This window comes from Sphingomonas carotinifaciens (assembly GCF_009789535.1).
GTDB classification, from domain to species: domain Bacteria; phylum Pseudomonadota; class Alphaproteobacteria; order Sphingomonadales; family Sphingomonadaceae; genus Sphingomonas; species Sphingomonas carotinifaciens.
Window position 1 is genome coordinate 3,280,075 of the sequence record NZ_WSUT01000005.1, and the last position, 21,586, is coordinate 3,301,660.

Annotated in this window: 12 protein-coding genes; 8 read left to right on the forward strand and 4 right to left on the reverse strand. The window is 66.6% G+C overall.

What is annotated here, in order from left to right:
* Positions 1-98 precede the first annotated feature (98 nt).
* Positions 99-2,588 carry a PhoX family protein gene (locus GQR91_RS17390; RefSeq protein ID WP_149680930.1) on the reverse strand — a complete coding sequence of 830 codons (2,490 nt, stop codon included), beginning with the start codon at positions 2,586-2,588 and terminating at the stop codon, positions 99-101.
* Between the two features lie 222 nt (positions 2,589-2,810).
* On the opposite strand from GQR91_RS17390, the gene GQR91_RS17395 reads away from it, so the two are divergent.
* The 3 genes from GQR91_RS17395 (at position 2,811) to rplL (ending at position 5,715) form a co-directional block, all read left to right on the forward strand.
* Positions 2,811-4,160: a glycoside hydrolase 5 family protein gene (locus GQR91_RS17395; protein ID WP_211368628.1), complete on the forward strand. Its 1,350-nt coding sequence runs from the start codon at positions 2,811-2,813 to the stop codon at positions 4,158-4,160.
* A 585-nt stretch (positions 4,161-4,745) separates the two neighbouring features.
* Positions 4,746-5,267 (forward strand): 50S ribosomal protein L10, encoded by a 522-nt coding sequence (rplJ, locus tag GQR91_RS17400; protein ID WP_112381736.1) that lies wholly within the window; start codon positions 4,746-4,748, stop codon positions 5,265-5,267.
* 73 nt (positions 5,268-5,340) lie between these two features.
* The gene (gene rplL / locus GQR91_RS17405; RefSeq protein ID WP_112381169.1) at positions 5,341-5,715 is read left to right on the forward strand and encodes a 50S ribosomal protein L7/L12; all 375 of its coding nucleotides are present in this window, start codon (positions 5,341-5,343) and stop codon (positions 5,713-5,715) included.
* 156 nt (positions 5,716-5,871) lie between these two features.
* Here the strand turns inward: rplL and GQR91_RS17410 are convergent, their stop codons facing one another.
* The gene (locus tag GQR91_RS17410) at positions 5,872-6,498 is read right to left on the reverse strand and encodes a DUF4253 domain-containing protein (RefSeq protein WP_149680931.1); all 627 of its coding nucleotides are present in this window, start codon (positions 6,496-6,498) and stop codon (positions 5,872-5,874) included.
* Positions 6,499-6,796: 298 nt separating this feature from the next.
* Entirely contained in the window at positions 6,797-7,933 is a 1,137-nt protein-coding gene (locus tag GQR91_RS17415; protein WP_149680932.1) for a hypothetical protein, read from the reverse strand.
* Between the two features lie 283 nt (positions 7,934-8,216).
* On the opposite strand from GQR91_RS17415, the gene rpoB reads away from it, so the two are divergent.
* From rpoB to GQR91_RS19190, 4 genes are all read left to right on the forward strand, one after another.
* On the forward strand, positions 8,217-12,374 hold the full coding sequence (gene rpoB / locus GQR91_RS17420; protein WP_149680933.1) for a DNA-directed RNA polymerase subunit beta: 4,158 nt from the start codon (positions 8,217-8,219) through the stop codon (positions 12,372-12,374).
* Positions 12,375-12,499: 125 nt separating this feature from the next.
* Positions 12,500-16,777 (forward strand): DNA-directed RNA polymerase subunit beta', encoded by a 4,278-nt coding sequence (gene rpoC, locus GQR91_RS17425; protein WP_149680934.1) that lies wholly within the window; start codon positions 12,500-12,502, stop codon positions 16,775-16,777.
* A 185-nt stretch (positions 16,778-16,962) separates the two neighbouring features.
* Positions 16,963-17,373, forward strand: a complete 411-nt coding sequence (locus tag GQR91_RS19185) for a hypothetical protein (RefSeq protein ID WP_149680935.1) — start codon at positions 16,963-16,965, stop codon at positions 17,371-17,373.
* Between the two features lie 181 nt (positions 17,374-17,554).
* Positions 17,555-17,728 (forward strand): hypothetical protein, encoded by a 174-nt coding sequence (locus GQR91_RS19190; protein ID WP_162843968.1) that lies wholly within the window; start codon positions 17,555-17,557, stop codon positions 17,726-17,728.
* An 828-nt stretch (positions 17,729-18,556) separates the two neighbouring features.
* Here the strand turns inward: GQR91_RS19190 and GQR91_RS17430 are convergent.
* Entirely contained in the window at positions 18,557-19,336 is a 780-nt protein-coding gene (locus tag GQR91_RS17430; RefSeq protein WP_149680936.1) for a metallophosphoesterase family protein, read from the reverse strand.
* Positions 19,337-19,481: 145 nt separating this feature from the next.
* Here GQR91_RS17430 and GQR91_RS17435 point away from each other — a divergent pair, with 145 nt between their 5' ends.
* Positions 19,482-21,575 (forward strand): TonB-dependent receptor, encoded by a 2,094-nt coding sequence (locus tag GQR91_RS17435; protein ID WP_149680937.1) that lies wholly within the window; start codon positions 19,482-19,484, stop codon positions 21,573-21,575.
* Positions 21,576-21,586 lie beyond the last annotated feature (11 nt).

Genomic DNA, 21,586 nt, shown 5'->3' on the forward strand with positions numbered 1-21,586 from the left:
ACGAAAAAGGCCCGCTCCCTGCAAAGGAAGCGGGCCTTCTCTTTTTAGGTTCTTTAGGCCCTCTCCCCTGCTGTTCGGGGAGAGGGCCTGTCGGGTTATCAGATCCCCACGATCCCGCCATCGGCCTTGGCGATGACGATCGTCGCCGAGCGTGGGCGAACACCGGCCGCAGCGGTGCCCGTCTGGTTCGCCGGCCAGTTGCTGGTGATGTTCTGCGGATCGCCGCCCTCACCGGGATGCTGGATGTTCACGAACAGCGAGGTGCCGTCTGGCGAGGAGGTGATGCCGGTGATCTCGCAGCCCTTCGGCCCCACCAGGAAGCGCTTGAGCGACGCACCCGGCGCCTTGCCGACGCGGGCCTGAACCGTGGCGCTGGCACCCTGTACGGTGCTGGTCACCGACTTGGTCGAACCGTCACCCACCCGGCCCGGGATCGCGGCCAGCATCATGCAGTTGGTGACGTCCGTATAGGCACCGTCGTCGGTCTGGATCCACATCACCGGTGTCGCCTGACCGGCGGTGTTGGTCGGTTCGCTGAACCACAGGCCGTCCGGCGACGAGAAGTCGTTCGTCGCATCCAGGCCCGACAGGTTGATGTTCGCCGCATCCGCACCGGCCTCGGCACCGAAGGCATAGACATCCCAGGTGAAGCCGGTCGCCTCGGTCGAGTCGTTCGTCTCGCGCAGGCGGATGACATGGCCGTTGACGTTGCCGGTGCTGCTGCCGCCGGTCACCTTGGTATCGACATAGGCGCGCGGGTTCGCCGCATCGACCGCGTTGGCACCGGTCGGGCGACGCGACGAATTGTTGGTCAGCGTGCAGTACATTTCGCCGGTGGCCGGGTTCACCGCGGTCCATTCCGGACGATCCATCCGCGTCGCGCCCACCGCATCGGCGGCAAGGCGGCAGTGCGTCAGCACATCGGCCTGATCGGCAAAGGCATAGGTGGGATAGCCGGTCGGGGTCAGCACCCCCTGCCCGAACACCAGGGGCAGCCACTGACCGGAACCATCCGCAGCGAAGCGCGCGACATACAGCGTGCCGGCGTCCAGATACTTGTCGCCGACCGCCAGGCGGTTCGCCGCGGTCGCATCCGCCGCGGCCCAGGCGGTGTTCGACACGAACTTGTAGATATATTCGCCCTGCGCGTCGTCGCCCATGTAGAAGGCGGGCTTCACCCCGGCGATCATCCGGCCGGGGCAGACGCCTTCATGGTTCATCCGGCCCAGCGCCGTGCGCTTGCGGGGCGTGGAGTTCGGATCGAACGGATCGATCTCGACGATCCAGCCATATTGATTGGGCTCGTTGCGATAATCGCCGGTGCCGTTCGCGGCCTTGCTGGCGTCCACCGTGGCGTTGAACTTGGCGATCCGCGTATCGCCCGCCGCCGGCGCCGCGGCGCTGGTCCAGTTGTAGTTGCCGATGCGGATGCCCAGGCCATAGCGATTGAACGCGGTGACCGACTTCGTACCCAATGCCGCGCTACGCCGGGCATTGTCGTCCGCATCGCGGCGGAAATAGCCCGCCCAATTTTCTTCGGCGGTGCAATAGGTCATCCACGGCATCATGCCGTTGGCGCAGTTGTTGATCGTGCCGCGACCGGCGGTGCCGTTCGGCGAGAAGGCGGTGAACAGCAGCGCGTTGCCCGCCACCGGGCCGGAGAAGCTGGTCGGCGTGAACGGGGTGATGCGGCGGTTGAGGCTGCTCCCCTGCACATAGGACCAGCCCGCGCTTCCCCGCGTGACCTCGACCACGCTGACGCCGTGGCATTCCATCTCCTTCAGCACCTCGGCGGTCGGGCGCACGCTGCCCGCGCTCAGGCCGGTGGGGCCGTTGGGATGGAGATAGCTCTCGGTGATGTTCTCGTGGTTCATCACCAGCAGACCGCGCGTGCTGTTGCTGGCGCTCGGCGCGGTGCCGGTGGCGGCCAGGCCGAAATAGCTCATGCCGTCATGATGGTCGCCCGCGCGCTGCGCGAAATTGGAGTCGGTACCGTTGTTGGCATAGGCCGACACGCCGGCGGCCAGCGGATCGCCCAGCCGGTACAGCACGGTGACGTCATAGCCCGCCGGGACCGCCACGACGTCCGCCAGGCTCTTGGGCACCGCGGTGAAGTCGAGCGCGATCGGGTTGACCGTCACCGTGACGGCCGTGTTGGTGGTCACCCCGTCGCCACTGGTCGTCTCAAGGCGGAAGCCGAGCGGCGTCGCGGCGGCGACCGCGGGTGCGCGGAAGCTGGCGTTGAGCGAGTTGGCGTTGGTCAGCGCGACCGCCGGACCACTGGTCTGGACCCATGCGGCGTTGGACAGCGTCCCGCTGGTCACCGCACCGGTCAGCATCACCATCCGGCCGCCGGTCACGGCGTTCGGGCCCGACGCGGTCGCCGTGACGGCCTCGTTGTCTTCCTCGTCGCAACCCGCGAGCAGCGCGCCCCCGAAGAACGCCGCTGTCATCGCGGACACGCCGTGACGCAGCGTCGCGCGACGCGACAGGCGCGTGGCGATGATGTCGTTCAGATGCGGATTGGCCGTCGAATTGGTATCGATATCCCCGTCGTCATAGGCGACGGGCTGCATCGGATCGGTCATTGAAATCCCCCGGAAATCGCCGCGCTCATGCCCGCGACGTGCCGCGCCCCTTTGGCCTGCCAAAAAGGCAGCACGGCTGCACTTCGGCGTCGCCGCGATGACATCGCCGTGACGACATGATGACAGCCGCGGTCGTCGCGATGAGAGCGCTCTCTTTACGCATCAGCCGGTTGCCCTTAGCGAAGGCGCGACGCCAAGATTGAGCGAACAAGGGGATTGAGGATGCAGAGGCAGATGATCAGCCGGCGTGCGCTGGTGGCCGGCGGCGCCGTGTTGGTCGCGGGATGCGCAGGCGGTGTCGGGTCTGGCCGCGGCAGCGCCGGCGACCGCTTCGTCACGGTCGAGGGGCTGCATTTCATGCGCAACGGCCGACCCTATCGCTATGCCGGCGCCAATCTCTGGTATGCCCCATGGCTGGGGGCGGCGACATCCTATGGCGATCGTGCACGGCTGACCCGCGAACTGGATCGGCTGCAGGCGCTCGGCATCCGCAACCTGCGCATCGCCGGCTCGGGTGAACTGTCCCCGTTGAAGAACTCGGTAACGCCCGGATTTCGCGATCGCAGCGCCAATTACAACGAGGATCTGCTCAAGGGGCTGGACTGGACGCTGGCCGAAATGGCCAAGCGCGACATGACCGCGGTCGTCTATCTGACCAACTTCTGGGAATGGTCGGGCGGCATGATGACCTATCTCTACTGGGTCAATGGCGGCAATTATATCGACATGAACGATCCGGCCCATCCCTGGCCGGAATTCCCGAACCGCAACGCCGCCTTCTACGCCAACGAACAGGCGCAAAGCCTGTACCGCGACTATATCCGCGCGGTCGTCGGCCGGACGAACAGCGTGACGGGCACCGCCTATGCGGCCGACCCGACGATCATGGCATGGCAACTCGCCAACGAGCCGCGACCCGGCGGGTCGGACGCCGTGGCGATCCCCAACCTGCCGAATTTCTATCGCTGGATCGACGGCACCGCGCGCTACATCAAGGGACTGGCGCCGCGGCAACTGGTGTGCACCGGCTCCGAAGGGCTGAAGGGCTCGATGGAGCGCGAGAACATCGTGCTGGAGGCGCATCGCTCGCCCGCGATCGACTATCTCACCACGCATATCTGGCCCAACAACTGGAGCTGGATGGACGCAGGCAATCTGGCCGGCACCTATGATGCCGGTGCGGCCAAGGTGGCGGACTATATTGCGGCGCACATCCGCATCGCGCGTGCCCTTGGCAAGCCGCTGGTGATCGAGGAGTTCGGCTATCCCCGCGACGGCGCCGACGCGCATGATCCCCGCGTGCCGACCAGCTACAAGGATCGCTTCTACCGCCAGATCTTCGCTGCGGTCGAGGCGGATGCGAAGGCCGGCGGCCCGCTGGCCGGCTCCAACTTCTGGGCCTGGAACGGCGAGGCACGCGCGGCGCATCCCGACTACCGGTTCCAGCGCGGCGACCTCGCCTATATGGGCGACCCCCCGCACGAGCCGCAGGGCTGGTACGGCGTGTTCGACACCGATGCCTCCACGCTCGCAATCATCCGCGCGCACGCGGCGGCGATGGCGAAGATCTGAGTTCACGCGAAGGCGCGAAGACGCGAAGAGTTAAGAAGAAGGTTTGTTCGCGCGGAGACGCGGAGGCGCGGAGGGGTCTCGCCTGCCGCGCCTCGAGCGTGACCGATCGATCGGGAGACAAGCCGTAGCCCGATGATTGTGAATGAGCCTTCGGCTCGCCCGCCCTCTTCGCGTCTTCGCGTCTTCGCGTGAACCACTCCCAGGCCAATGGGACGCAGGCGAGCTCCCCGAAGCGCGACTCCTCCGCGCCTCCGCGCGTCCGCGCGAACAAACGTTCTTCCAACCCCCTCAACCCGCCCCCCGGCGATTGACTTATCCACCGATTCGTATAAGCGCCCCCACGCACCCGGCGTTCGCGTCGGGTTCCGTCCAAGACAGCAGGTGTCGGGAATATGCCCGGCTTAATCTCCTGCCGAGACGGGGACTAGGATTTCACCGGCTCGGCCGCTTGTGCCCGCCGGTCTGCCGCGGTTTCGTCCGCGTCGGTTCCCATGCCCCCATCGCTGGACACCCCGGAGGGTGTTTCACCGTCCGGTTTGTAACCGGAAGGGCCGCTTGCGGCGCTTCCAGAATGTGGAGAATGGCATGGATCGTGATCAAAAGACCCAGGCCGTCGCCGAACTGAACCGTACCTTCAACGAGGTCGGCGTGGTGGTCATCACCCGCAACCTCGGCATGACCGTCGCCCAGTCGACGACCCTGCGTACGAAGATGCGTGAAGCCGGCGCCGTCTACAAGGTCTCGAAGAACCGGCTTGCCAAGATCGCGCTCCAGGACACCGACTATGCCGGTGTCTCGGACATGCTGACGGGCCCCGTCGGCATTGCCTCCTCGATCGACCCCGTGGCTGCCGCAAAGGTGGCCGTGGAGTTCGCCAAGACGACCGACAAGTTCGAGATCGTCGGCGGATCGATGGGCGCGAACGTCCTCGACGTTGCAGGCGTGCAGGCGCTGGCGACGCTGCCCTCGCTGGACGAGCTCCGGGCGAAGATTGTCGGCCTCATCGTGGCACCCGCCACGAAGCTGGCGACGATCACCCAGGCTCCCGCGGCGCAGATCGCCCGCGTCCTCGCGGCCTATGCCGACAAGGACAAGGAAGCCGCCTGATCTTCGGGCGAAACCGACTTGAACTGACACTATCGGGCCGAACCTTCATGTCGGCCCATATCGGAGAATACACATGGCAGACCTGAACGCGCTGGTTGACCAGCTGAGCGAGCTGACCGTTCTCGAGGCCGCCGAGCTCTCGAAGCTGCTCGAAGAGAAGTGGGGCGTGTCGGCCGCGGCAGCGGTTGCAGCGCCGGCCGCCGGTGGCGGCGCAGCGGCTCCGGCCGCTGAAGAGAAGACCGAGTTCGACGTGATCCTCACCGGCGACGGTGGCAAGAAGATCAACGTCATCAAGGAGGTCCGCGCGATCACCGGTCTCGGCCTGACCGAAGCCAAGGCGCTCGTCGAGGGTGCTCCGAAGCCGGTCAAGGAAGGCATCGCCAAGGACGAAGCCGAGAAGATCAAGAAGCAGCTCGAGGAAGCCGGCGCGACCGTCGAGCTCAAGTAAGCCGAAGGGATCGAGGCAGCACGCTGCCCCGATCCCGAGGCCAGCCGGCGGGCAAAGGCCCGTCGGGCGTCATGGACATGTCCATGATGGCTTGATCCAGGAAAAAGGGCGGCTCCCCCTGGGGATGCCGCCCTTTTTCTCGTCCGAACGCCGCGATCAATCCCACCAGAAGAACCACCATTTTTCGTGCATCAGCCCGGCGGCGAGCGCGGCAACACTTTCCACGCCCTGTTCGATCACGTCCGGGCAATATCGATACTGCTCGCGCGCCAACGCCAGGGCAGCGGCGCGATCACGCGGCTGGCGCGCGACCCGCACATTCATCGTATCGCCGTTCAGCCCGACAAGCTCCGCGCCATATCGCGCGTGCCAGTCACGCAGCATCGCGACGTGATATTCCGCGGGCGGACAGGCGTTCCAGTCGCCGTACCGTAGATAGGCCGGCACCTCCCAGCCATGGCGCGCCGGGATCAGCAGGATATGCACGCGTTCATAAGGCTTATTGGTCAGCACGTCCGTCGCGACCGTCAGCCCGGTGCCGTCATCGCCGCCTGAAACGTTCGCGGGCCACACGCCCTCGGGTGCGCGCAAATCTTCTTCCGCCACCGCACCGGACCATTTGGACAGATCCTGCGGCATGTGCAGCCCCTCCGCCGCCTTCAGGATCTCGGCTGGTGACGGCGGCGGCCGCGTGCCGGGTGCCGGCCCGCCCGGAAGGGTCGGATCGTCGATGCTGAACTGGTCGGCGATGGCGCGAAGGTCCTTATCGCTTCCCACGATCACGGGCCAGCCCCGCCCCTAGCTCATAAGGCAGCGCCGCCAACAAACGGGCACGGATCGCCCGGCTGTCAGGCGAAGCACCGTCCTGCCGCGGAGATGCTGGCGGCGCGGCCGAACCTCCAAGCCGGCGGATAGCGAAGATGGCCGCGCTGCCGGCCATGCCGAACAGCGCCATGCGGCGAAGGATCGGTCCGTTCATGGCGACAGTCTGGGCAGTGCAGCAGACTGTTTGCAAGCGCCGTCGCCAAGCCAGTGTCCATACGGGACTTCCCCCGCGCTGGAGGCCGGGGGGCCGATCGAATCACCCCGCCGCCGCGCGATGCGGCCGCACGCCGACCTGATCATACATCCGGTTCTGCCCATCCAGCCAGATCGGCGACAGCTTCGCCGAGTCCGCGCGTTCGATACCCAGTGCGAAGCTTTGCCGGGCGACGCCACCCCCTGCCCGCGCCACGATCGCCAGCACGGGAACGAACATCGGCCGGTCGGCGGCGGTGATTACGTGGATCGCGTCACGGGCGAGCGCGGTCACCGTACGGACGGTGCGGCTCTCGCCCGGTGCCAGCGCGAAGGGCGGCGCGCTGGGGCGCGGCAGCGGCGACAGTGCCGCAAGCTCGGCATCCAGACCCTGATGCGCGCTCATCAACCGCGCATCGAGTATCACGCGTTCGATCGTCACCGCGCCGTTATTGGTCAGCGTCACCTCCGCCTCGGCGGTCGCGCTGAGCATGTTGAGCCCGACGCGCTGCGGTCGAACGGCGATCGCGATCAGCGCCGGCGGGATCGGCGGCGGCAAGGGTGCGACCGGCGCAGGTGGAGCGGGAGGAGGTGACGCCGGCTTCGGCGGTACGGGCGCAGGCCGCACCGGTTCGGCGACGGGCGCCGGCAGTGCACGGGGCCGCGCACCGCGACGACCCAGCCATATCCCGGCAGCCAGCGCGATCACCGCCGTGCCGAGCAACCACGGCCACATCGGCGCCCGCTCCTCGCGCATCGCATTTGCCTCGGGTGCCACCGTGCCGGGCGCGGCGGCAGCCGGCGTCGGGGGTGCGACCGGCACGAAGGGCGGCGCGCTGGGCACCGGCGTGGCGATGGGCGCGGGCGTGGCGGACGGCAGCGGTGCGGGTGTCGCACGCGGCGTCGGCGTCGGTCGCGGTGTGGGCGAGGCAGCCGGGGTCGGAGTCGCACGCGGAGTTAGGGTGGGCGCGGCGCGGGGCGTGGGTGCGGGGCGCGGGGTCGGCTGCGTGGCGGGCAGGTTCAGCCGCGGCGTATCGGGCACGGGCACCGGCGCAGGGGTCGGCGCAGCTTGCGGCGGCAGGCTGAAGCTTTCCAGTCCGGCCGGCGGGCCGGCGGGCGTGGTACTGGTCTGGGCAGCCGCAGTGCCGGCCATCAACAGGGCAAAGAAGCCGGCGGCGGCGCGCGGGCCGGGCGAGGTCATGGAAACGCTATCCTCGTGACTGAACGGGTCGATCGGCGAGCGAGCCCCATGCCATTCCCTTTGACAGTTTCCAACACGGAACCTATATGGCGTCTCATCCACCACAGCTTTCGGGAAATGACACGGCGTCGCGCACCGGGTCGGTCGAATGGGAAGCTGATGGTTCATCGGACGCCGGATGCCGCCGCACAAGTGTTGCGCGCGGCCTTTCGGCGTCCCGTCGTGCGTCCCGCCCGGAGGTATCCGGGCAGCGAAAATACGGCTGACGAGGCAAAACCAGACCATGGCAACCAAGGCGATCGAGAGCGGCACCGCCAAGCGGCGCATCCGCAAGGTGTTCGGCGACATCCACGAAGTCGTGCAGATGCCCAACCTCATCGAGGTGCAGCGCGAAAGCTACGAGCAGTTCCTGCGCTCCGATCCTGCGACCGGCTATGTGTCCGGCCTCGAAAAGACGCTGCGCTCGGTCTTCCCGATCACCGACTTCGCCGGCACCGCGCAGCTTGATATCAAGAAGGAGGGCGGCTACGTCCTCGAGGACCCGAAGTTCGACGTCGAGGAATGCCGCCAGCGTGGCATCACCTATGCCGCGCCCATGCGCGTCACGCTGACGCTCGCGACGTTCGAGGTCGATCCGGAGACCGAAGCCAAGTCGCTGATCGATATCAAGGAGCAGGACGTCTACATGGGCGACATGCCGCTCATGACGGAGAACGGCACCTTCTTCATCAACGGCACCGAGCGCGTCATCGTCAGCCAGATGCACCGTTCGCCGGGCGTGCTGTTCGACCATGACCGTGGCAAGACGCACGCGTCCGGCAAGTATCTCTTCGCCGCGCGCGTCATTCCCTATCGCGGCTCGTGGCTCGATTTCGAATTCGATGCCAAGGACATCGTCAACGTCCGTATCGACCGCAAGCGCAAGCTGCCGGTCACCGCGCTGCTCTATGCGCTGGGGATGAACTCGGAAGAGATCCTCAACCACTTCTACAACCGCCTCACCTTTGTGCGCGGCGACGGCGGCTGGCGCATCCCGTTCCAGGCGGAGAACTGGCGCGGCGTGAAGCCGCTGTTCGACATCGTCGACGCCAATTCGGGCGAGGTGGTGTTCGCCGCCGGCCAGAAGATCAGCCCCCGCGCCGCCAACAAGGCCGGCAAGGACGGCCTGACCGAGCTGCTGATCCCGACCGAGGAAATCTTCGGCCGCTATTCGGCCTATGACCTCATCAACGAGGCAACGGGCGAGATCTATGTCGAGGCCGGTGATGAGATCACCGCCGAGAACCTGGAAAGCCTGGACAAGGCGGGCGTCGACACGATCGAGCTGCTCGACATCGACCATGTCGCCACCGGCCCGTGGATCCGCAACACGCTGAAGGCCGACAAGGCCGAGGAGCGCGAGCAGGCGCTGTCCGACATCTACCGCGTGATGCGCCCCGGCGAGCCGCCGACGCTAGAAACCGCGGAGTCGCTGTTCGCCGGCCTGTTCTTCGATCCGGACCGCTACGACCTGTCGGCGGTGGGCCGCGTCAAGCTGAACATGCGCCTCGACCTCGACGCGCCGGACACGGTGACGACGCTGCGTACCGAGGACATCCTGGCGGTGGTCAAGACGCTGGTCGACCTGAAGGACGGCAAGGGCGAGATCGACGACATCGACAATCTCGGCAACCGCCGCGTGCGCTCGGTCGGCGAGCTGCTGGAGAACCAGTACCGCGTCGGCCTGTTGCGCATGGAGCGTGCGGTCAAGGAGCGCATGTCGTCGGTCGACGTGTCGACCGTGATGCCGAACGACCTGATCAACGCCAAGCCCGCGGTCGCCGCGGTGCGCGAGTTCTTCGGTTCGTCGCAGCTGTCGCAGTTCATGGACCAGACCAACCCGCTGTCCGAAGTGACGCACAAGCGTCGCGTCTCGGCCCTCGGGCCGGGCGGTCTGACGCGCGAGCGCGCCGGCTTCGAAGTCCGCGACGTTCACCCGACGCACTATGGCCGCATCTGCCCGATCGAAACGCCGGAAGGCCCGAACATCGGTCTGATCAACTCGCTGTCGACCTTCGCACGCGTCAACAAGTACGGCTTCATCGAGACGCCGTACCGCAAGATCGTCGATGGCAAGGTGACCAACGAGGTCGTCTATCTGTCGGCGATGGAGGAGCAGAAGCACACCGTCGCGCAGGCGTCGGCCGAGCTGAACGAGGATGGCTCCTTCGCCGAGGAACTGGTGTCCGCACGTCAGGCCGGCGAATTCCTGATGGCGCTGCCGGACACGGTGACGCTGATGGACGTCAGCCCCAAGCAGCTCGTCTCGGTCGCCGCGTCGCTCATTCCGTTCCTGGAGAACGACGACGCCAACCGCGCACTGATGGGCTCGAACATGCAGCGCCAAGCGGTGCCGCTGGTCAAGGCCGAGGCGCCGTTCGTCGGCACCGGCATGGAAGAGACGGTGGCGCGCGATTCCGGCGCCGCGATCTCGGCCAAGCGCGCCGGCATCGTCGACCAGGTCGATGCCGCACGCATCGTGATCCGCGCGACCGGTGAGGTCGATGCGGGCAAGTCGGGCGTCGACATCTACACGCTGATGAAGTTCCAGCGTTCGAACCAGTCGACCTGCATCAACCAGCGTCCGCTGGTGAAGGTGGGCGACGTGGTGAATGTCGGCGACGTGCTGGCCGACGGTCCGTCGACCGAGTTCGGCGAGCTGGCGCTGGGCCGCAACGCGCTCGTCGCGTTCATGCCCTGGAACGGCTACAACTACGAGGACTCGATCCTCATCTCCGAGCGGATCGTGAAGGACGACGTGTTCACGTCGATCCACATCGACGAGTTCGAGGTGATGGCCCGCGACACGAAGCTGGGGCCGGAGGACATCACCCGCGACATCCCGAACGTCGGCGAGGAAGCGCTGCGCAACCTCGACGAGGCGGGCATCGTCTATGTCGGTGCCGAGGTCGAGCCGGGCGATATCCTTGTCGGCAAGATCACGCCGAAGGGCGAGTCGCCGATGACGCCGGAGGAAAAGCTGCTCCGCGCCATCTTCGGTGAAAAGGCATCGGACGTGCGCGACACGTCGCTGCGCCTGCCGCCGGGCGTTGCCGGCACGATCGTCGACGTGCGCGTCTTCAATCGTCACGGCATCGACAAGGACGAGCGCGCGATGGCGATCGAGCGCGAGGAGATCGAGCGCCTGAAGAAGGACGCCGACGACGAGCGCACCATCCTCAACCGGGCGACCTGGAGCCGCCTGCGCGAGATGCTGCTCGACCAGACCGCGACGGCCGCCCCCAAGGGCGTCAAGAAGGGTTCGGTCATTGACGCCGAGGTGCTGGAAAGCGTCGACCGCCACGAATGGTGGAAGTTCGCGGTCGCCGACGATGCGCGCCAGAGCGATCTGGAAGCGGTCAAGGCCCAGTATGACGAGGCTGCCAAGCGGATCACGGACAAGTTCCATGACCGCCGCGATAAGCTGGAGCGTGGTGACGAGCTGCCGCCGGGCGTGCTGAAGATGGTCAAGGTGTTCGTCGCGGTGAAGCGCAAGCTGCAGCCGGGCGACAAGATGGCTGGCCGTCACGGCAACAAGGGCGTGATCAGCCGCATCCTGCCGCAGGAGGATATGCCCTTCCTCGCGGACGGTACGCCGGTCGATCTCGTGCTGAACCCGCTGGGCGTGCCGTCGCGCATGAACGTCGGTCAGATCTTCGAGACGCATCTCGGCTGGGCGGCGCGCAACCTGGGCATGCAGGTGGCGACCGCGCTGGAAGAGTGGCGCGAGGCCAATCCGGACGCCAAGGCGGGGGCGATGCCCGAGCCGGTCAAGGAACGGCTGGTCGAGATCTATGGCGACCATTATGCCGATGACATCAACGCCCGCTCGGGCGAGGAAGTCATGGAGCTGGTCGGCAACCTGAAGACCGGCATCCCGATGGGCACCCCGGTGTTCGACGGCGCGCGTGAAGGCGACGTGTCGGCGATGCTGGAGCTGGCGGGTCTCGACGCGTCGGGCCAGTCGGACCTGTTCGACGGACGTACCGGCGACAAGTTCGACCGCAAGGTCACGGTGGGCATCATCTACATGCTGAAGCTGCACCACCTGGTCGACGACAAGATCCACGCGCGTTCGATCGGGCCGTACAGCCTCGTCACCCAGCAGCCGCTGGGCGGCAAGGCGCAGTTCGGTGGCCAGCGCTTCGGCGAGATGGAGGTCTGGGCGCTCCAGGCCTACGGCGCGGCGTATACCTTGCAGGAAATGCTGACGGTGAAGTCGGACGACGTGGTCGGCCGCACCAAGGTCTACGAGGCGATCGTCAAGGGCGACGACACCTTCGAGGCCGGCATTCCGGAGAGCTTCAACGTGCTCGTCAAGGAAATGCGCTCGCTGGGCCTGAACGTCGACCTGCGGACCGCCGAGGTCGACGACGACGATATCGCCATCGCGGCGGAATAAGCCTGCTTCTCCCCTCCCGCATGCGGGAGGGGTCGGGGGAGGGCCTGATAAGGCGCGACCCTCCCCGACACTGACACGCCCTCCCCTAACCCCTCCCGCACGCGGGAGGGGAACTGGAGCGAAACATGAACGAACTGACCAATTTCGCCAATCCGGTCGCAAAGCCCGAGACTTTCGACCAGATCCAGATCGGCATCGCATCGCCCGACAAGATCCGTTCGTGGTCGTTCGGCGAGATCAAGAAGCCCGAGACGATCAACTATCGCACGTTCAAGCCCGAGCGTGACGGCCTGTTCTGCGCGCGCATCTTCGGTCCGATCAAGGATTATGAGTGCCTGTGCGGCAAGTACAAGCGCATGAAGTACAAGGGCATCGTCTGCGAGAAGTGCGGTGTCGAGGTTACCGTGTCGAAGGTCCGCCGTGAGCGGATGGGCCATATCGAACTGGCCGCCCCGGTCGCCCACATCTGGTTCCTGAAGTCGCTGCCGAGCCGCATCGGCCTGCTGCTCGACATGCAGTTGAAGCAGCTGGAGCGCGTGCTCTACTTCGAAGCCTATATCGTCATCGAGCCGGGCCTGACGCCCTTGGAGAAGTATCAGCTTCTCACCGAGGACGAGCTGCTCGACGCGCAGGATGAATATGGCGAGGACGCCTTCTCCGCCGGCATCGGCGCCGAAGCCGTGCGCATCATGCTCGAAAGCCTGGATCTCGAAGGCGAGAAGGTCGCGCTGCTCGAAGAGCTGGCGACCACCAAGTCCGAGCTGAAGCCCAAGAAGATCATCAAGCGCCTGAAGGTCGTCGAGTCCTTCCTGGAATCGGGCAACCGTCCGGAATGGATGATCCTTGAGGTCGTGCCGGTCATCCCGCCCGAGCTGCGCCCGCTGGTGCCGCTGGACGGCGGTCGCTTCGCGACGTCGGACTTGAACGATCTGTATCGCCGCGTCATTAACCGTAACAACCGCCTGAAGCGGCTGATGGAGCTGCGCGCGCCGGACATCATCGTCCGCAACGAAAAGCGCATGTTGCAGGAAGCGGTCGACGCCCTGTTCGACAATGGCCGTCGCGGCCGCACGATCACCGGCGCCAACAAGCGCCCGCTGAAGTCGCTGTCCGACATGCTCAAGGGTAAGCAGGGCCGCTTCCGCCAGAACCTGCTCGGCAAGCGCGTCGACTATTCGGGTCGTTCGGTCATCGTGACCGGTCCGGAACTGAAGCTGCACCAGTGCGGCCTGCCGAAGAAGATGGCGCTCGAGCTGTTCAAGCCGTTCATCTACGCGCGCCTCGACGCCAAGGGTCTGTCGATGACGCTGAAGCAGGCCAAGAAGTGGGTCGAGAAGGAGCGCAAGGAAGTCTGGGACATCCTGGACGAGGTGATCCGCGAGCATCCCGTGATGCTGAACCGCGCACCGACGCTCCACCGTCTCGGCATCCAGGCGTTCGAGCCGGTGCTGATCGAGGGCAAGGCGATCCAGCTTCACCCGCTGGTCTGCTCGGCGTTCAATGCCGACTTCGACGGCGACCAGATGGCCGTGCACGTTCCGCTCAGCCTTGAGGCTCAGCTGGAAGCGCGCGTCCTGATGATGTCGACCAACAACATCCTGTCGCCCGCCAACGGCAAGCCGATCATCGTGCCGTCGCAGGACATGGTGCTGGGTCTCTATTATCTGTCGATGGAGAAGACCGGCGAGCCGGGCGAAGGCATGCTGCTCGCCGACATGGCGGAGGTGCATCAGGCGCTCGACGCAGGCGCGGTGACGCTGCACACCAAGGTCATCAGCCGCGTGCCGCAGACCGACGAGAGCGGTCAGCAGTATCTCAAGCGCTTCGAGACGACGCCGGGCCGCATGCTGCTCGGCGAGACGCTGCCCAAGAGCCACAAGGTCCCGTTCGAGATCGTCAACCGCCTCCTCACCAAGAAGGATGTGGGCGACGTGATCGACGAGGTGTATCGCCACACCGGCCAGAAGGAGACCGTGCTGTTCGCCGACGCGATCATGGCGCTCGGCTTCCGGCACGCGTTCAAGGCGGGCATCTCGTTCGGCAAGGACGACATGATCATCCCGAACGAGAAGGACGCTCTCGTCGAGGAGACGCGTGCGCTCGTGAAGGATTACGAGCAGCAGTATCAGGACGGCCTGATCACGCAGCAAGAGAAGTACAACAAGGTGATCGACGCCTGGAGCCGTTGCGGCGACCAAGTGGCGGGCGCCATGATGGACGAGATCAAGGCGGTGAAGCGCGACGAGGAAACGGGTCGCGAAAAGCCGATCAACGCGATCTACATGATGGCTCACTCCGGTGCCCGCGGTTCGCAGGCCCAGATCAAGCAGCTCGCCGGCATGCGCGGCCTGATGGCCAAGCCGTCGGGCGAGATCATCGAAACGCCGATCATCTCGAACTTCAAGGAAGGCCTGACCGTCCTTGAATATTTCAACTCGACCCACGGCGCCCGCAAGGGCCTGGCCGACACCGCGCTCAAGACGGCGAACTCGGGCTACCTGACCCGCCGTCTGGTCGACGTCAGCCAGGACTGCGTCGTCATCGAAGAGGATTGCGGCACGTCCCGCGCGCTCGAGATGAAGGCGATCGTCCAGGGCGGCTCGACCATCGCGTCGCTTGCCGAGCGTATCCTGGGCCGCACCACGGCCGAGGATATCGTCGACCCCAAGACGAACGAGATCAGCATCCCGACGGGTACGCTGCTCGACGAGCCGATGGTCGCCGGCATCGAGAAGATCGGCATCCAGTCGGTCAAGATCCGCAGCCCGCTGGTCTGCGAGTCGAAGATCGGTGTGTGCGGCAAGTGCTACGGCCGTGACCTCGCCCGCGGTACGCCGGTCAACATCGGCGAAGCGGTCGGCGTCATCGCGGCGCAGTCGATCGGCGAGCCGGGTACGCAGCTTACCATGCGTACCTTCCACATCGGCGGCGCGGCACAGCTAAACGAGCAGTCGAACCTCGAGGCGGCGGTCGACGGCACGGTCGAGTTCCGCGACCTGCGCATCATCGAGGACCAGCGCGGTCGTCGCGTGGTGCTCAGCCGCTCGGGCGAGATCGCGATCGTCGACATGGACGGCCGCGAACTGTCGGTCGATCGCATCCCCTACGGCGCCTATGTCCTGTTCGACGACGGGCATATCGTGTCGAAGGGCGACCGCATGGCCGAGTGGGATCCGTTCACCATGCCGGTGATCACGGAAAACCCGGGCACGATCCGCTTCCAGGACCTGATCGAGGGCAAGACGCTGACCGAGCAGGTCGACGAGGCGACGGGCATCGCCCAGCGCGTCGTGATCGAGTATCGCGCCGCGTCCAAGTCGAAGGAGGACCTGCGTCCCCGCCTGACGCTGCACGACGATGCCAGCGGCGAGGCAGGCCGGTACATGCTGGCGCCCGGCGCCACGCTGTCGGTCGAGGACGGGCAGCAGGTGCAGGGCGGCGACGTGATCGCGCGTGTCGCGCGTGAAAGCGCCAAGACCCGCGACATCACCGGCGGTCTGCCGCGCGTCGCCGAGCTGTTCGAGGCGCGCATCCCCAAGGAGGCAGCGATCATCGCCAAGGTCTCCGGCCGGGTCGTGTTCGGCAAGGACTACAAGGCCAAGCGCAAGATCGGCATCCAGCCCGAGGATGGCGGCGACGTCGTCGAGTATCTGGTGCCGAAGTCCAAGGTGATCGACGTCCAGGAAGGCGACTACGTCAAGCGTGGCGACAACCTGATCGGCGGCTCGCCCAACCCGCACGACATTCTGGAGACGATGGGGATCGAGCCGCTGGCCGAGTATCTCGTGTCGGAAATCCAGGAAGTGTACCGACTGCAGGGCGTGAAGATCAACGACAAGCACATCGAGACGATCGTTCGTCAGATGCTGCAAAAGGTCGAGATCACCGAGGGCGGCGACACCACGCTGCTCAAGGGCGAGCAGGTCGATCGCGAGGAAATGGACGCGACCAACGCCAAGCTCGGGCCGAACGAGGCGCGTGCGCAGGGCAAGCCCGTCCTGCTCGGCATCACCAAGGCTAGCTTGCAGACCCGCAGCTTCATCTCGGCGGCGTCGTTCCAGGAGACCACCCGCGTCCTCACCGAGGCGGCGGTCCAGGGCAAGCAGGACACGCTGATGGGCCTGAAGGAGAATGTCATCGTCGGCCGCCTGATCCCGGCGGGCACCGGCGCCGGCATGAACCGCCTGCGTGTGGCGGCCTCCAGCCGCGATGCGGCGCTCCGCGTCCAGCAGCGTCGTCTGGCCGATGCGATCGTCGCACCGATCAACGCCGCCGAGCAGAAGGCGGCCGAGGATGCACGCTCCACGCGTGACGACACTGGCACGGGCAGCGATCCGCTGGCCGAGGTCGTGCCGTCGGGCACCGGCACCGATGCCGATGCCGGCGAATATCTGAACGACTGACCGGTCGCTTCATGACCTGAAAAGGGGCCGCCGTCCGGGCAACCGGGCGGCGGCCTTTTTGTTGGGATGAACATGCCCGACAGCCGCCATTCACCCGCCCCCGCCTAGAGCGGCAGATGGAACAGCCGGCCGTTTTGGCGGGTTGCTCCATCAACGGATCCCTGTTGGGTCCAGGGAGTAACACGATGCACAAGCTGTTGCAGATGGTCGCCGCCTTCGGCCTCGTGGTCAGCGGGACCGCTCTATCCCTCCAGCCGTCCGAGGTGCAGGCGCAGAGCTGGCGCGGTGACCGCAACGAGGGCCGCTGGCAGGGCGATCGCGACCGCCGCGATTACCGGCGTGACGATCGGCGTGCACGGTACGACCGTCGTGACTGGCGCGGCCGTGACGATCGTTGGGACCGGCGTGGCCGCGACAATCGCTGGGATCGCCGCGACGGCCCCCGCCGCGACACCACCGCCCAGGCGATCCGTCGCGCCGAGCGCCAGCCCGGCTATGTCGATCCCCGTTCGCAGGGCGACAATACGAACTATTATGGCCGGGGCTATCGCCCCTGCACCTACGAGATTCGGAACGGCCGGCGGGTTTGCCGCTGATCCGATCCGACCTTCCCGCCGGCGCCCTTGCGTCGGCGGAGAGTTTCTTTGAAACCCGGTATGTTATCGCCTCGGAATGACACAAAACTGATGCCGTTCGTCGCCAATTCCCGACCGTACCTAATATGCATGATGGCCAAACGCGCGCCCATGCGACACAGCCGGCGCGGGAGTTGAGGCAATGACGACAGACAAGGACTATTTCTACCAACGCGCCGAGGCCGAGCTGCAACTGGCGCAGCGTGCGACGCACCCCGCCGCGGTGCGCGCCCATTACATCATCGCCAATCATTATCTCGACCGCGTGTACAGCCAGTCGGTGATGAGCAGCCCGATGCTGCCCCGATCGGCCTGAACCCATACGCGTCCGACCGGGAGTCGAATGACACCGGGTTGATCCACCCCTTTCCCTATTCGTGTTGGCTAGCGGCGAGGCCGCGTATCAAGAGACACATTGCCGCATGCGGCAATGTCTCGATACGCGCTCAGGGTACGCTCCTGCGGAGCTACTCGATCTCTACTCGACACGAACGGATCAGGTGACGTTATCCTGCTCCGGCGTCGCACGACATCGGGTTGATCCCCCTCGTCCCGTTCGTCTCGAGTAGCCGTCGAGCAGCGGCGCAGCCGCGTATCGAGACGGCGTATCGAGAGACACGTCGCCGCATGTGGCACTGTCTCGATACGAGCTCTCGATACGCTCCTGCGGAGCTACTCGATCTCTACTCGACACGAACGGACCAGGGTGACGTCATCCTGCTCCAGCGCTGGACGACATCAGGTTGATCCCCCTCCCCGTTCGTCTCGAGTAGCCGTCGAGCAGCGGCGCAGCCGCGTATCGAGACGGCGTATCGAGAGACACGCGCCTCATGCGCCACGGTCCTGATACGCTCCCGGTACGCTCCTGCGGAGCTACTCGATCCCTACTCGACACGAACGGATCAAGGGGGTGTCATCCTGCTTCGGCGTTGGATGACATCGGGTTGATCCCCCCCCCCCCGTTCGTCTTGAGTAGCCGTCGAGTAGCGGCGCAGCCGCGTATCAAGACGGCGTATCGAGAGACACGTCGCCGCATGTGGCACTGTCTTGATACGCGCTCTCGCTACGCTCCTGCGGAGCCACTCGATCTCTACTCGACACGAACGGACCACGGGGATGTCATTCTGCGCTGATGCACGCTGCTCTAGACGGCGGCCGGACGGCTATCCTCGCTGATCGGCTGCTTCGGTTGGGTATCCAGCGTCCGCGACAGCGTCTCGAACCGGCTGCCATCCACCCGTATCTCGTTGAACGCCGGTGGCGAGTGTCGCACCCGCTTCGACAGCGTGCCTGCGCCGATCATCCGGATCGTCCACCCGTTGCGGTCGATCGGCACGTCGAAGGGATCATGGACATGGCCGGTCAGGACGGCATGGGCCCCCGCCGCCGCCAGTGCGGTCAGCGCGGCATCGCCGTGGCGTGTCTTTGCAGTGCCCTTGGTTCCCCCTTCGATCAGCGGGTGATGCGCCGCCACGAAAATCAGGTTGCCCCTTGGCGCCTGTTCGATCAGCGTCAGCGCGCGTGACAGCGATCCGGGGCTCACCCGCCCCTTGGACCAGTTCCACCGCCACTGCGCCCGCGCCGTCGTCTTCAGCGGTACCACGGTGATGCCGGGCAAGTCCAGCGGCTGCTCGATCATCTTCTCCACCGCGGCATAGCGCTGATAGGGCGAAAACAGCCGCCGGAACGGGTCCCAGTAATAGGGGATGTCGTGATTGCCGACCTCCAGCGTCACCGGCACGCCCAACGACCGCAGCCAGGCACCACCCGCCGCGAACTCGCTCTTGGTCGCCCGCATCGTCAGGTCGCCGGTCATGATGACCGCATCGGGCTTTTCCGTCGCGACCAGGTCGGAAAACCAGGCGATCGCCTCCGGGTCCTCCGCGCCGAAATGGACGTCGCTGACGTGGAACAGCCGCTTCATGCCCGGCATCCAGCGGTCGGGGCGGCGCGTCGATTGATAACATAGGCCATAAGGGCGGGCATTCTCCTGTTATTTCCGCAACGACCGGTCCGCGTGCACGTTCCCGGTCGTTGCGGCTCGGCACGCTTCCCTGCATGGACGCGCGATGCATTCCTACCCCGCCAAGCCGCTGTCGATCCTCACCCCCCTGTTGCTTGGCGCCACCCCCGTCATCGCCCAGACGGCCCCCGCCCCTGCCCCTGCCGCCAGCGAAGCGCCGATCATCGTCACCGGGCGTGGGCTGGACGACGCCCCCGGCGACCGCGCCTTCGACGTGGTGACGATCGACCGCGACCGCATCCTGCAAAGCGGCAGCAACCGTCTGGAAAGCATGCTGGCCGACGTCGCCGGCCTGCAACAGTTCCGCCGCTCCGACAGCCGCTCGGCCAATCCGACCAGCCAGGGCATCACCCTGCGTGGATTGGGCGGCAACGCCGCCAGCCGCACGCTCCTCCTGCTCGATGGCGTGCCGCAGACCGATCCGTTCGGCGGCTGGGTCGCCTTCCCGGCTTATGCCACCGGTCGCCTCGGCCGGGTGCGCGTCACCCGCGGCGGCGGCTCGGGCTATCAGGGCCCCGGCGCGCTCGCCGGCACGATCGAGCTGGACAGCGCCACCCCCGACCAGCTCAGCCCGGTCGACCTCTACGCCGCCTATGGCAGCCGCGACTCGGTCGATGCGCAAGGGGCCGCCTCGCTCGTCCGTCCCGGCGGATTCGCGACGATCGCCGGCGCCTATACGCGCGGCGACGGCTTCATCCCGACGATCGCCGCGCAGCGTGGCCCGGTCGATCGCCCCGCCCCCTTCGAACAGGCCTCGGGCGCGATCCGCGGCGTTGCCAGCATCACACCCGATACCGAGGTGCAGATGAACGTCTCCGCCTTTACTGACCGGCGCGAGCGCGGCATCGCCTTCACCGCCAACCAGTCGGAGGGCGCCGACGCCAGCATCCGCCTCGTCGGGCGCGGACGTTGGGGCTGGTCGGCGCTCGCCTATCTTCAGACGCGCGCCTTCGCCTCCAGCTTCGCCGCCATCAACGCCGCCCGCACCACCGCCACGCAGACGCTGGACCAGTATAACACCCCCGCCACCGGCCTCGGCGCCCGGCTGGAGGTCGCGCCCCCGATCGGCGAGCAGGTCGCCCTGCGCCTCGGCGCCGATATCCGCGACGTATCGGGCAAGACGCAGGAACTCTACACCTTCGTCGCCGGGCTCCCGACCCGCCGGCGCGAGGCGGGGGGCGCCTCGCGCACCGCCGGCCTGTTCGCCGATGGCAGCGTGGAGGCCGGCGCGTTGACCCTCACCGCCGGCGGCCGGGTCGATGGGTGGCAGATCAGGGGCGGCATGCTGGCCGAGCGCACGCTGGCCACCTCCGTGGTGCTGACCGATGCGCGCTTCGCCGATCGCTCGGGTACCGAATGGACCGGCCGCGCCGGCCTCGCCTTCCGCCCCGCCGACCCCGTCACCCTGCGGGTCGCCGGCTATCGCGGCTGGCGCCTGCCGACGCTCAACGAACTCTATCGTCCTTTTCGGGTCGGTGCCGACGCCACCGCGGCGAACCCCGACCTGAACCCCGAACATCTGACCGGGGTGGAGGGCGGGATCGACCTGACTCCGCTGCCCGGTGTCCGCGTCTCCGCCACCTATTTCTACAACCGGCTGACCGACGCCATCGCCAACGTTACCGCGGGCACCGGACCCGGTACCTTCCCCGGCGTCGGCTTCGTCGCCGCCGGCGGTACCTACCGGGTCCGCCGCAACCTCGATGCGGTCCGCGCCCACGGCTTCGAGCTGGACGGCCGCTGGACGCGCGGCCCTCTGCTCGCCCGCGCAAGCTGGTCCCACACCAATGCCCGTGTCGAGGGATCCGGCCCCGCCGCCGCGCTCGACGATCTGCGCCCGGCGCAGACGCCGCGCGATCAGGTCTCGGGCACGCTCGGCTATACGCAGGGGCGTGCCGCGCTGACCGCCACCGTCCGCCACGTCGCCCGCCAGTTCGATGACGACCAGAACAGCCGCACATTGGCCGCCGCAACCACGGTCGATGCCTTTGCCTCGCTTCCCCTCACCCCCACCCTCGCGGTCGAGGCCCGGGCCGAGAATATCGGCGACGAGACGGTGGAAACCGGTTTTTCCGGCGCCGGCATCGTCGAGCGCGCCGTCCCCCGCACGCTGTGGATCGGCCTGCGCTACCGCCTGTAGCGGGGGGGAAG

Bases quoted from the DNA above. Each gene is read 5' to 3' on its own strand.
- GQR91_RS17415 (WP_149680932.1), bottom strand. From the start codon at position 7,933: ATGACCTCGCCCGGCCCGCGCGCCGCCGCCGGCTTCTTTGCCCTGTTG.
- GQR91_RS19185 (WP_149680935.1), top strand. From the start codon at position 16,963: ATGCACAAGCTGTTGCAGATGGTCGCCGCCTTCGGCCTCGTGGTCAGC.
- rplL (WP_112381169.1), top strand. From the start codon at position 5,341: ATGGCAGACCTGAACGCGCTGGTTGACCAGCTGAGCGAGCTGACCGTT.
- GQR91_RS17395 (WP_211368628.1), top strand. From the start codon at position 2,811: ATGCAGAGGCAGATGATCAGCCGGCGTGCGCTGGTGGCCGGCGGCGCC.
- rpoB (WP_149680933.1), top strand. From the start codon at position 8,217: ATGGCAACCAAGGCGATCGAGAGCGGCACCGCCAAGCGGCGCATCCGC.
- GQR91_RS17390 (WP_149680930.1), bottom strand. From the start codon at position 2,588: ATGACCGATCCGATGCAGCCCGTCGCCTATGACGACGGGGATATCGAT.
- rplJ (WP_112381736.1), top strand. From the start codon at position 4,746: ATGGATCGTGATCAAAAGACCCAGGCCGTCGCCGAACTGAACCGTACC.
- GQR91_RS17430 (WP_149680936.1), bottom strand. From the start codon at position 19,336: ATGAAGCGGCTGTTCCACGTCAGCGACGTCCATTTCGGCGCGGAGGAC.
- GQR91_RS17435 (WP_149680937.1), top strand. From the start codon at position 19,482: ATGCATTCCTACCCCGCCAAGCCGCTGTCGATCCTCACCCCCCTGTTG.
- rpoC (WP_149680934.1), top strand. From the start codon at position 12,500: ATGAACGAACTGACCAATTTCGCCAATCCGGTCGCAAAGCCCGAGACT.
- GQR91_RS19190 (WP_162843968.1), top strand. From the start codon at position 17,555: ATGACGACAGACAAGGACTATTTCTACCAACGCGCCGAGGCCGAGCTG.